The 11,850-nt window shown below is 43.1% G+C and carries 12 protein-coding genes; all 12 read left to right on the top strand.

Features of this window, described 5'->3' with window-relative positions:
- Positions 1–227: 227 nt before the first annotated feature.
- The 12 genes from ACWPWY_RS18885 (at position 228) to ftsH (ending at position 11,741) form a co-directional block, all read left to right on the top strand.
- Positions 228–500, top strand: a complete 273-nt coding sequence (locus ACWPWY_RS18885; protein ID WP_160036669.1) for an HU family DNA-binding protein — start codon at positions 228–230, stop codon at positions 498–500.
- A complete protein-coding gene (locus tag ACWPWY_RS18880) occupies positions 500–784 on the top strand; it encodes an RNA-binding S4 domain-containing protein (RefSeq protein WP_454193190.1) in 285 nt (94 codons plus the stop codon). The genes ACWPWY_RS18885 and ACWPWY_RS18880 overlap by 1 nt, the downstream gene beginning before the upstream one ends.
- A 134-nt stretch (positions 785–918) precedes the next feature.
- A complete protein-coding gene (yabP, locus tag ACWPWY_RS18875) occupies positions 919–1,203 on the top strand; it encodes a sporulation protein YabP (RefSeq protein ID WP_454193189.1) in 285 nt (94 codons plus the stop codon).
- Positions 1,200–1,769: a spore cortex biosynthesis protein YabQ gene (yabQ, locus tag ACWPWY_RS18870; RefSeq protein WP_454193188.1), complete on the top strand. Its 570-nt coding sequence runs from the start codon at positions 1,200–1,202 to the stop codon at positions 1,767–1,769. The genes yabP and yabQ overlap by 4 nt, the downstream gene beginning before the upstream one ends.
- Positions 1,770–1,830: 61 nt before the next feature.
- Positions 1,831–2,175 carry an FtsB family cell division protein gene (locus ACWPWY_RS18865; RefSeq protein ID WP_454193187.1) on the top strand — a complete coding sequence of 115 codons (345 nt, stop codon included), beginning with the start codon at positions 1,831–1,833 and terminating at the stop codon, positions 2,173–2,175.
- 181 nt (positions 2,176–2,356) lie between these two features.
- Positions 2,357–2,890 carry a S1 domain-containing RNA-binding protein gene (locus ACWPWY_RS18860; RefSeq protein ID WP_454193186.1) on the top strand — a complete coding sequence of 178 codons (534 nt, stop codon included), beginning with the start codon at positions 2,357–2,359 and terminating at the stop codon, positions 2,888–2,890.
- Between the two features lie 443 nt (positions 2,891–3,333).
- Complete coding sequence (spoIIE, locus tag ACWPWY_RS18855; RefSeq protein WP_454193896.1) at positions 3,334–5,760, top strand: stage II sporulation protein E; 2,427 nt, start codon at positions 3,334–3,336, stop codon at positions 5,758–5,760.
- Positions 5,761–5,855: 95 nt separating this feature from the next.
- Entirely contained in the window at positions 5,856–6,608 is a 753-nt protein-coding gene (locus ACWPWY_RS18850; protein ID WP_454193185.1) for a hypothetical protein, read from the top strand.
- Positions 6,586–7,527, top strand: a complete 942-nt coding sequence (locus ACWPWY_RS18845; protein ID WP_454193895.1) for a serine/threonine protein kinase — start codon at positions 6,586–6,588, stop codon at positions 7,525–7,527. Before ACWPWY_RS18850 ends, ACWPWY_RS18845 begins: the two co-directional genes overlap by 23 nt.
- A gap of 49 nt (positions 7,528–7,576) precedes the next feature.
- A complete protein-coding gene (tilS, locus tag ACWPWY_RS18840) occupies positions 7,577–8,989 on the top strand; it encodes a tRNA lysidine(34) synthetase TilS (RefSeq protein ID WP_454193184.1) in 1,413 nt (470 codons plus the stop codon).
- A 75-nt stretch (positions 8,990–9,064) separates the two neighbouring features.
- Positions 9,065–9,604 carry a hypoxanthine phosphoribosyltransferase gene (hpt, locus tag ACWPWY_RS18835; protein ID WP_191804417.1) on the top strand — a complete coding sequence of 180 codons (540 nt, stop codon included), beginning with the start codon at positions 9,065–9,067 and terminating at the stop codon, positions 9,602–9,604.
- Between the two features lie 100 nt (positions 9,605–9,704).
- Positions 9,705–11,741 carry an ATP-dependent zinc metalloprotease FtsH gene (ftsH, locus tag ACWPWY_RS18830; protein ID WP_454193183.1) on the top strand — a complete coding sequence of 679 codons (2,037 nt, stop codon included), beginning with the start codon at positions 9,705–9,707 and terminating at the stop codon, positions 11,739–11,741.
- Positions 11,742–11,850: the final 109 nt, after the last annotated feature.

Here is an 11,850-nt window from a genome sequence, read left to right as displayed (position 1 = left end):
CACTATAGCCGCGATTAGTTAGACTTGGTTTGACAACGACACCTAAAATGTCGTATTCTTTACCAAACTTGAAACCACTGCGTGTCCCACATTAAAAAAAGAGGCATTGCGGCAGGATTTTCAAGGACTGAGCAAGAATAGAAGTGTAGTAACGGCACGTGATAATAAGAAGCGTTTTTACGCAGGGAGTCACGTCGTATTTTCTTTAATTTGGGAGGCCTTTAACAATGAATAAAACAGACTTGGTAAACAATATCTCAGAAAAAAGTGGACTTACAAAAAAAGATGTAGAAGCGGTTCTTAACGGTTTCCTAGGTGAAATTACAGATGCCCTTGCAAATGGCGACAAAGTACAACTCATTGGCTTCGGTACTTTCGAAACTCGCAGACGTTCTGGACGTACAGGACGTAACCCGCAAACAGGAAACACAATTGAAATTCCAGAATCTAATGTTCCTGCATTTAAGGCAGGAAATAAACTTAAAGAAGCTGTAAAATAATGAGAGTAGATAAATTCCTTAAAGTTTCGAGACTGATTAAACGCCGTACGGTGGCTAAGGATGTCTCCGAACAGGGGAGAGTCCTAATCAATGGACGAGAGGCAAAGCCAAGTAGTACTGTCAAAGTCGGTGATGAAATTACCGTACAGTTCGGTCAGAAACTTGTAACCGTTCGAGTGGAACGTTTGGCAGAAAGCACGCGTAAAGAAGAGGCTTCGAGTCTGTTCACCGTGGTGAAAGAAGAGCCTATTGCCAGAGATAACGGGTTGGACTTTTTAAGTTAACCTTTGTTTTTACAGTAACAAGCGTGCTAATCCTGATTACGAGGGAGAAGCACGCTTTTTTATTTCCTTCTGCTGCTGTTCTAATCCTTCTTAACCTCCCATAAGCTAGGTGTAAGAAGGGAGGGGTACATGCCATGATCGACCATGTGAAACCGAAACAGCACAGTCTTACCATGCAGAACCGGAAACAACTTGATATTACAGGTGTTTTGAATGTGGAGAGCTTCGATAACGAGGAATTTCTACTCAAGACAGAGCTCGGTCACCTAACCATTAGAGGGCAGAATTTACATATTAAAAACCTCAGTCTCGAAGAGGGACTCTTATCGATTGAAGGTCATGTAAGTTTCCTTGCCTATTTAGATCCCGGTTCAGGTTCCAAATCCGGAAAAGGAATCCTCGGCAAGTTGTTCAAATGAATCCGGAAATTCAGTGGATCACATTAGGATGGATGCTCTTCTCGGGAGCGGCACTAGGAATAGTCTACGACAGTTACCGGGTGCTGTCTCTCTCGTTCCGTTTTCCGAGATGGAGTATTCATACAATCGACTTGGTATATTGGATCGCAGCAGCCGTGTTTGTATTTAACATGCTGTATGCCAGTAACCATGGTGAGTTACGATTTTATGTCTTTTTGGGGCTTTTTTTAGGGGTTTGGGTCTATTTTTTGGTTTTAAGTATTTTGACTCAAAAATTTGTGGTAATGTTAATTGGAATTATAAAGAAGTTCTGTTATATACTTTACCGTGCGCTTTACGTCATCTTAGTCATTCCTATAAAAGGTATACTTCGGCTATTACGGATTTTGTTTGGTTTTGTTATGGCGCTTCTCCTTTTTCTGATCAGAATGGTTTATTACATAATTAGACCGTTTCTTAAACTTCTTTATTTGCCGATAAGACCCTTGATCAGTAAATGGCAGACTCCAAGCTGGATGGCACGTATATTCAATCGGGTTAAAGAATGGTGGAACTACTGGTTCTGATCTTATTCACAAAACGAGCTGGTTAGGTCAAATTCCTACCTATCATGAAGGAGGTACGCGTATGAAATCATCGTCTGGGCGCATTGTTCAAAATTCAACACAAGCTGGACCTCAGAAAACCAAAGTAACAGGAGCTCGGAGGCGAATCATGCTATGGCTTGCCTTTATGATCTGTTTCACAGGATGGGCAGGATACACATTCTTTAATCAGTCTACTCAAATGGCGGACAAGAGTGCCAAGCTGCAGGAGATAAAGGCGACACAGACAGAAACAGATCAAGCACTTGAAGAGCTTAAGCTGGAAGTAAGCCGACTTCAAGATCCTGAATATATTGGGCAAATTGCACGAAAAAAATATGGAATGTATTTACCTGGGGAGACACCAATCTACCCAGTTGATGAATAATATAGCAACAGAACTTGAATTCTGTTTTTTATCTGGAATTATGTTCAACTTTAACCGAAATTAGGCGCGTTAACAGGCGTTCGTTCAGTTGACCTTGGTTTAATCCATAAGGTATAATTAATTTACCGCAACAGATTTAAAAATCGGGTTGTATATTTTTAAGGGAGGATCATTTTATTCTATGGCAATTGAAGTGGGCACCAAATTAGAGGGCAAAGTGACAGGCATCACGCATTTCGGAGCATTCGTGGATCTGTCTGGAGGTGTCACGGGTCTCGTTCACATCTCGGAAATCGCTGACAATTATGTCAAAGACGTCAACGATCATTTGAAAGTTAATGATACGGTAACTGTTAAGGTTATCAATGTTGACAAGGACGGAAAAATTGGACTTTCAATCAAGCAGGCGGTTGACCGTCCAGCAGGTGAAGTACAACAGCAGGCTCGTCCACCAAGAACACCAAGACCGGAACGTACCGGAGGAGATAGAGAACGATTTAGCGGCGGCACTGGTGGTAACAGTGGCGGCGGTAGCTATAACAATCGTGAACGGGGAGGGCGTCCTTACAAACCTTCTGCCGGCAAGCCTTCGTTTGGCAAGCCTTCATTTGAGGATAAAGTGTCACGCTTTCTGAAAGACAGTGAAGAGCGGATTTCGTCGTTGAAGAAGAACACCGAAGGTAAACGCGGAGGTCGCGGCGCAAAACGCGTGTAAGTCACCAACCTGATCTTGCATATATAAGTACGTGAATAGAGAGAACCGCAGACTTTAGAGTCTGCGGTTTTTTTGTCGCATCTCAAGAATCGTCCGACATCTTTCAAGCTAGTTCCAGTATTCTCATTCCATATCGCTAGACTTTTGTGGTTAAGATAGGGATGCCTTGGTAAGTGCTGAAATTGTCATAACTCTCCTTGAGCCTATATAGGCTGTCCTTTTTATTCATAACTCTGTTCTTTCGCAGACCCCCTGTTTTTGTCGGAAATTTCTTTTTGTGACATCTTAGTTTCTGACAAACTTTCACAGAACAAGCTGACTATAATGGGAAACATCAAATCAAACGTTGGGGAGCGAAGCGAAATATGGACAAATGGAATGTGATTCCTTTTCCAGGGATCAAGGCTGGTAAACGGGGAAAAGAGCTGCGTGCCGATGTAAGCATGAGAATGAAGACGTGGATAGGATCCTTACGGGCCGTACAAGTCATATCCGAGAAAAAATGGATGATACTGCTGACGGTGATGGGTTTTTTGCTAGGAAAGGCTATGATATTAGACGAACTCTCACCTTTTGCCATAGCCTATTTCGCCGTTATTTTATTCTTGAGAAGAGATTTCTTGATTCCCGTGGGAGCCGCAATTCTGGCCGGCAGTTTTTTCTCGCCTTATCCAACATTCTTTATCATCGCTGCCGAACTAGGTATCTTCTATCTGCTGTACAAAGGACTATCCTCTTTTGGAAAAACCGAATTATCTTATGCACCAGTCATGGTTTTTACCTCGGCTTTTATGGTGAATTTGTTTACCGTCCTGATCGGACCCTCATTCACATGGTACGCGGTCCTAATGATGACAATCGACGCGGTGTTAAGCTTCGTACTCACCATGGTGTTCATACAGGCGATACCGATCTTTACTTACCGGAAAAAGAATGTAAACCTCCGCAGCGAGGAGATCCTGTGTCTTATTATTTTACTCGCATCCGTTATGACAGGAGCCGTTGGATTTACGGTCTATCATTTATCAGCTGAAAATGTACTATCGAGATATCTGTTACTTCTCTTCGCCATTGTAGGCGGGGCACCGCTGGGTGCATCAGTAGGTGTAATTACGGGTCTGATCTTAAGTCTGGCGAATATGTCAGCCATTTACCAGATGAGCTTGCTTGCTTTTGCAGGGATGCTGGCCGGAATGATGAAGGAAGGAAAGAAGCTGGGTGTATCTCTGGGGATGCTGCTTGGGTCATCCATCTTAGCCATCTATTTAGGTGGAACAGGTGATGTAATCACATCGACGTATGAAAGCTGTGCTGCGATTCTTCTCTTTTTGCTGACACCTAAAAGCATGTTACAAGTTATTTCTAAATATGTACCTGGGACACAGGATCATAGCTATTCTCAGCATGAATACGCTAAGCGAATCAGGGACCTGACTGCGGAGCGGGTAAACCGTTTCTCACAAGTGTTTAAGCAGTTATCTAAGAGTTTTGATCAGATGTCCGGTGTTAATGAGATGGGACAAGGACAGCAAGATATGGAACATTTCATGAATGCTGTCGCGGAAGGAACTTGTACATCTTGTTTCAAACAAGAGCAGTGTTGGGACGGAAAGTTCTATCAGACCTATAAGTATATGACAAAAATGATGACTGCGATTGAAGAAAATCCGGATTTTCAGGCAAAGGACATTCCAGCATCCTGGACAAAAAGTTGTGCGAAGACGGGGGCTGTACTTGATGTGATGAAGCGTCAGTACGGGCTATACCAAGATAATATGCAATGGAAACGCCAAATATACGACAGTAGAATGCTTGTAGCAGAACAATTATCCGGCGTGTCTCAGGTAATGGAGGACCTGGCACGGGAAATACAGCGGGAAACAAAGGTAATGCACAAGCAAGAGGAACAGATTAGATCAGCGTTGGAGCAGCTTGGTCTATCCATTCATAGTATCGACATTATTAACCTGGACGCAGGTAAAGTCGAGATTGAGATTGTTCATGCCTATACGAAAGGATTTGATGAATGCCGAAAAATTATTGCCCCGCTTTTATCTGATATTATCGGTGAGCATATTGCGGTTGTTGAAGAAACGATGACTCTTCCAAAACAGGGGCTTGCCACTGTAACTTTCGGATCAGCCAAGACATATGAAGTCACAACAGGCGTAGCTGGAGCAGCCAAGGGTGGAGGCCTTCTTTCGGGCGATAGCTTCAGCACAGTTGAGCTTGGCAATGGTACCTTTGTCGTCGCACTCAGTGATGGGATGGGAAATGGAGAACGAGCAAGGCTTGAGAGCAGTACCGCTTTAGGTATCCTAGAACAGCTGCTACAATCAGGGATGGATGCAAAACTTGCCATCAAATCAGTCAATTCTATACTGATGCTCCGATCTACAGAAGAATTTTTTGCAACCGTGGATATGGCGTTGATTGATCAGTATTCAGCGCAGACCACATTTATGAAGATTGGATCTACTCCCAGCTTTATTAAAAGAGGAGAAGAGGTAATCCCGATATCAGCAAGCAATCTTCCCGTTGGCATTATTAAAGATATTGAGGTGGATCTCGTCACTACGCAGCTGCTCCCAGGTGATATCGTCATTATGATGACAGACGGTATATATGATGCACCAGGGTACGCCGTGAATAAAGAAATATGGATGAAACGAATGATTCAGGAGATGGATAGTGAAGATCCACAAGAAATTGCCGATATCTTATTAGAGCGAGTCATTCGTTATCAGCAAAATAAGATTCATGATGACATGACGGTTGTCGTTGGCAAAGTGGATCACTTTAGCCCTGAATGGGCGACACTGCGTATCCCGGGAATTGATCGAATGGAGCGGCCTAGGACAGTCAGCTGACGGTGAATATTTATTATAGAAGTAAAGTCCTCGTTTGAACCCAATCTATTATGGAAATAATAGGAATAAGTTCAAAGCCAAAGGGGATGAGAAAGATGAGACAAATTTTACTCATAACAGACGGATGCTCTAATGTTGGTTCAAATCCAGTACTTGCTGCTGCAAATGCCTTGGAGGAAGGCATTACAGTGAATGTAGTGGGTGTGGTCGATTATGGAACCATTGGTGATCTTGGGGGACAAGAGATTGAAGCAATTGCCAAAGCAGGAGGTGGAATAAGCCGGATTGTAGGTACACCTGTATTAGCCAAAACCATGCAGATGATGACGCGAAAAACGGTGGTTCAGACCATTGAACTAGCGGTTAATAAAGAGCTTAAACAAATTCTGGGCAAAAGTACGGGCAGTATAGCTGAACTTCCTTTGCATCAGCGCGCAGAGGTGGTTCAAGTACTGGATCATTTGACAGAAACCACACCGCTTCAAGTAGCTGTACTTATTGATGCAAGTGCTAGTATGAAGCCAAAACTGGCTGCTGTAGAAGAAGGAATTCGAGATTTGATGCTCAGCCTTCAAGCGCGTGAAGGTAGAAGTCAGATTTCTGTATTTCATTTTCCCGGGAGACAAGGTAGTGAAAATGCAGTACTGGATATCAACTGGACAAGCGACATAAACGCACTTCGATCGGTTTTTACTAAGCTGGATATGAGAGGTGCAACACCTACCGGACCCGCAATATTAAAGGTGATTGATTATTATCGTTATGGTACACTAAACGAGAATGACCTGTATTATAGCGATTACGGAGCAAAAGAAGGGATGCATGGTGACTATGCCGCTGGATCCTGATCTTACTCCTGGAACTGTAGTTACCGGCAAATGGAAGAATAATAAATATATTATTCAGAGGGTGCTGGGTAAGGGAGCAAATGGGATCGTTTATTTGGTTCAGCGTGAACCGGGTGGAGGCCGGTATGCGCTCAAGATGGGTTTTAATCCGCTTGATTTGCAGTCGGAGATTAATGTTCTTACTTCCTTAGCGAAGAAGGATGACCTTGCTGGTGGAAATGGATTCTCTTCCTACTTAAAAGAAGTGGATAATTACCAGGCTGGCGGTAGTGAGATTTCTTTTTATGTCATGACCTATGTCAGAGGTGAGCCGCTTCATTTATTTATCCGTAAAAATGGACCGGACTGGACGATGCTTGTCGGGCTTAGGATTTTAAAAAAGCTCGCTGAGCTGCACCGGTTAGGATATATATTCTGTGATTTGAAGCCACAAAATGTACTTGTTTCTTCATATGGTGAGGTGGAGCTCATTGATTATGGAGGAGCGAGTCCTGTAGGACGCAGCGTAAAGCAGTTCACAGAATGGTATGATAGAGGGTACTGGAATGCAGGCAGCCGTGTCGCAGATCAGAAATATGATGTGTTTTCCTTTGCTCTTCTTCTAATTCATCTTCTGGAGGGAGAAGAACTGAGAAGAATCACAGGGGACAGTCTTCCTCAACTAAGGGGAATACCCTCACTTTTAACTATCATTCAAAAGAGCGAACGGCTAGCGCCATATAGAAGTTGGCTTCTAAAGGCAATACAGGGTTATTATGACGATGCAGAGGATGCTTTTTTTTCGTGGAAAAAGCATGTCTACAGAGTAAAGAGCGGACCTAAGAACGCTTCATCAGAAACAAACCCAGGATGGTTAATTCCATCTTTTGCGTTATCAGCTCTAATTATGGCTGGGGCAGTGATGCTGATGCTTCGCTAAAATTAGAGGGTACATACCTGGAATATCTGAGTTAGAAAAGAGGAACATCATGGAAGGACCGAAACTTGAACCTACGGTAATGCAGATTGCTGCTACAGCAGAGGAGTATCATTTGTGGAAACCGGGTCACCGGATTGTAGTCGCAGTATCCGGTGGGGCGGATTCTGTGGCTCTTTTACATATTCTTCATCAAATATCTCTCTATCGTACACCGCTCACACTGATCTGTGCCCATGTACATCATGGCTTTCGTGCAGAGTCGGATGCTGAAGCTGAGCTGGTACAAAAATACGCAGAATCGCTGCACATTCCTTTTGAAATGGTTCATCTAAATATGCCGAAGTATTTAGAGGAGACTGGGCGGAATTCACAGGATGCTGCCCGTGAAAGAAGGTATGCTTTTCTTCACGAAGTTGCAGTGAAGTACAAGGCAAATAGCATAGCTCTGGCACATCATGCCGACGATCAGGCTGAGACGGTTATGTTACATATGCTGCGCGGAAGTGGTGCTTCGGGACTTTCGGGTATGAAAATCAAGCGAACTGAAAAAAACGTGGAACTTATTAGGCCATGTTTACGTATTACCAAGACGGACTTGGAAAAGCTCTGTGAAAAAGAGGGGCTTCCTTATCTTATTGATAGTAGTAATATGAATCGTAAATATCTTAGAAATGCGATCCGACTGGATGTGCTTCCTTTTTTGGGGCAATATAATGGGCAGCTAAAGGAATCCCTATATCGGATGGCCGAAGTTATAAGCACAGAAGATGACTATATGGAAGCTGTAGCAGAGCAAACCTTTGCCGATATAGTTTTGAAGTCAGGTGATCGACTAACCTTTTCTGTGCCTGCGTTTAAGGGGCTACATGTCGCTTTACAACGAAGGCTCATTAAATTAATATTAAATTATCTGCCTTCAAACGATGATTTTGCTACTTTTTCAAGAATTGAATCCATACGTAAGGGAGTGGTTCAGACCGAACCAACGACATGGATTCTTGATATAGGTCAAGGGATCGTTTGTATGCGGGAATATAACAGTATCATTTTTACTGCCCGGAAGTCTGAATCTGAACATTACAGTTATCAGTTGCCTTCTCCAGAGGGAGATACGTTTCTCTACCTTAAGGAGATTGAAAGAACCATCCATATGGTTCATTTAAAGGGGATGCATAGGCCGATAACTGCTAATGAAGCGCAGTTTGATTTGAGCAAACTTCACTGGCCGCTTACCGTAAGAGCACGATTACCTGGAGATACCATGAAAGTGATGGGATTAAACGGAAGTAAAAAGGTAAAAGATATTTTTATCGATGCCAAAATTCCGCCGTCACTGCGTTCTCGTATTCCCTTGGTGTGTGATGTTGAAGGAAACATCATCTGGATTCCGGGCGTAAGACGCTCCATTCATGCTCCCGTAACCGATCAATCTGCACAGGTCATTCAAATGTGGATCGAGTAGCTTTAACGCGCAGGTGGTTGACAGTAATGGTGCAGATAAGACTTTCATAGTATAACTTTAGGGGGTTCACTAACGTTGCAGAACGATATTCAAGAAATTTTAATTAGTGAAGAAGAAATTCAAGGTAAAATCAAGGAACTAGGCGAAGTATTAAGCAAGGAATTCGCTGATCGTAACCCTTTAGTCATTTGTGTACTTAAAGGTGCGTTTATATTTATGGCTGATTTGGTTAAAAACATAACAGTGCCTCTTGAAATGGACTTTATGGCTGTATCAAGTTATGGTGCTTCTACCAAGTCTTCCGGTGTAGTCAAGATCATCAAGGATTTAGACCAAACGGTTGAGGGACGCGATGTTCTTATTGTAGAAGATATCATCGATAGCGGGCTTACGCTCAGTCATTTGATTGAACTTCTGCAAAATAGAGGTGCTAAATCAACAACGGTGGTTACCTTGTTTGACAAACCATCTGGCCGTTCTGTTAATCTTGAAGCAGATTACACAGGATTTGTTCTGCCGGATGCATTTGTAGTTGGCTACGGTTTGGATTATGCTGAACATTACCGGAACCTGCCTTATATCGGAATTCTGAAACCGGAGATTTACACTAGCTAAAATCCCGGCAGAAAAATGATAGAATCGCGTTTGCCCATTTGTTGAGAAGGGCAGAATGGCTATGGTAAAATAACTAAAGTGTCTCGAGAGGAGGTAGGGGATGAATCGGTTCATCCGGAATTCTGGTTTTTATCTAATTTTATTTTTAGTTGTAGTCGGCATCTACCAGGTTATTAATGGTGGAAGTGAAGCGGCTGATACCCCTAAATACAACGAGTTTCGTCAGGAATTATCTGCAAATAACGTAGAGAATTTAAGTATTCAGTTTGATGGATATGCCTACCAGGTGACGGGAGAGTATGTGACCCCACCTGCTGAAAAAGCCAAAAACTTTATTACCTACATTCCTGCTACTGATGCTGCAGTCCAAGAAATTGCGGATGCAAGTGAAGCGAACGGAATAGCAATGGAAGCGAAACCGATGAAGGGTGACAGTATTTGGCTGACACTACTAACGTCGTTTATACCTCTTATTTTGATGTTTGTCCTCTTCTTCTTCCTGTTTAATCAGGCGCAAGGCGGCGGCGGCAAAGTGATGAACTTTGGTAAGAGCCGTGCACGTTTATATAACGAAGAGAAGAAAAAGATTACTTTCGAAGATGTTGCAGGAGCAGACGAAGAGAAGCAAGAGCTTATCGAAGTGGTTGAGTTCCTAAAAGATCCTCGTAAATTCGCTGCAGTGGGTGCTAGAATTCCAAAAGGGGTTCTACTGAATGGTCCTCCGGGAACAGGTAAAACACTCCTTGCACGAGCTGTCGCTGGGGAAGCGGGTGTACCATTCTTCAGTATCTCGGGTTCTGACTTCGTCGAAATGTTTGTCGGTGTCGGTGCATCCCGTGTGCGTGACTTGTTCGAAAATGCGAAGAAAAATGCTCCATGTATCATCTTTATTGATGAGATTGATGCGGTTGGTCGTCAGCGTGGTGCTGGACTCGGCGGTGGACATGACGAGCGTGAGCAGACACTAAACCAATTGCTCGTAGAGATGGATGGATTCGGAGCAAACGAAGGTATTATTATCATTGCTGCAACGAACCGTCAAGATATTCTTGACCCTGCACTTCTTCGTCCAGGACGTTTTGACCGTCAAATTACAGTTGACCGTCCTGATGTAAGAGGCCGTGAAGCTGTTCTTAAAGTACATGCTCGTAACAAACCTCTTACTAAAGATGTGAAGATGGATGTCATTGCGAAACGTACAACCGGCTTTACTGGTGCAGATCTTGAGAACTTACTCAATGAAGCAGCCCTTCTTGCTGCCAGACGTAATCGTAAAGATATCTCGATGCGTGAGATGGATGAAGCGATTGACCGTGTAATTGTTGGTACAGAGAAGAAAAGCCGCGTAGTTAGCGACCGTGAAAAACGGATCGTTGCTTTCCATGAAGCTGGTCACACGATTGTGGGTTACTTCTTGGAGCATGCTGATATGGTTCACAAAGTTACGATCGTACCTCGTGGTCGTGCAGGCGGATACGTAATTATGATGCCAAAAGAAGATCGTATGCTCGCTACGAAGCAAGAATTGCTTGATAAAGTAACAGGATTATTAGGTGGACGTGTATCTGAGGAGCTGTTTATCGGTGAAATTGGTACAGGTGCCTATAGTGACTTCCAACAAGCAACAAGTATCGTTCGAAGCATGGTAATGGAATATGGTATGAGTGAAAAACTCGGACCATTGCAGTTTGGTAATGCTCAAGGGCAAGTCTTCTTGGGTCGTGACTTCGGACATGAACCGAACTACAGTGATTCCATTGCATATGAGATTGATAAAGAAATGCACCGTATGGTTACAGAATGCTACGAGAAAGCAAAAGATTTGCTGACCAAGTATTCTAAAGAAGTTCACCTTATTGCGGAAACACTACTCGAAAGAGAGACACTTGATCTTGAAGATATCAAGCAGTTGATCGAAAACGGAGTGATTACCGAAAAAGAAGAAGGAACTACGGGAGAATCTTCTGAAAGCGGAGAGCCAATCATCGACAATGTCGGTGATGTTAGAGTTCGCATTCAAGGAAAAGATAACAACGGCGGAACACCAGCAGAAGAAATTCCAAACAATGTTCCTAATCAGCCGGATTCGGAATCTACCCCTCCAATTGATCCAGATAAGAATAAACCAACTTCATAAGGTTGCTATAACGAAAAACCGGAGAACAGCTTATGTTCTCCGGTTTTTTTGTTGTATTACGATGTTTAGCTTTAAATTGCGTCTATTTTGTGAATTGACAGGTCACGAT

The sequence above is a fragment of the Paenibacillus sp. Marseille-Q7038 genome (genome assembly GCF_965111595.1).
Note: the sequence above shows the minus strand (reverse complement) of the source record. Positions and strands in the feature narration are given on the sequence as shown.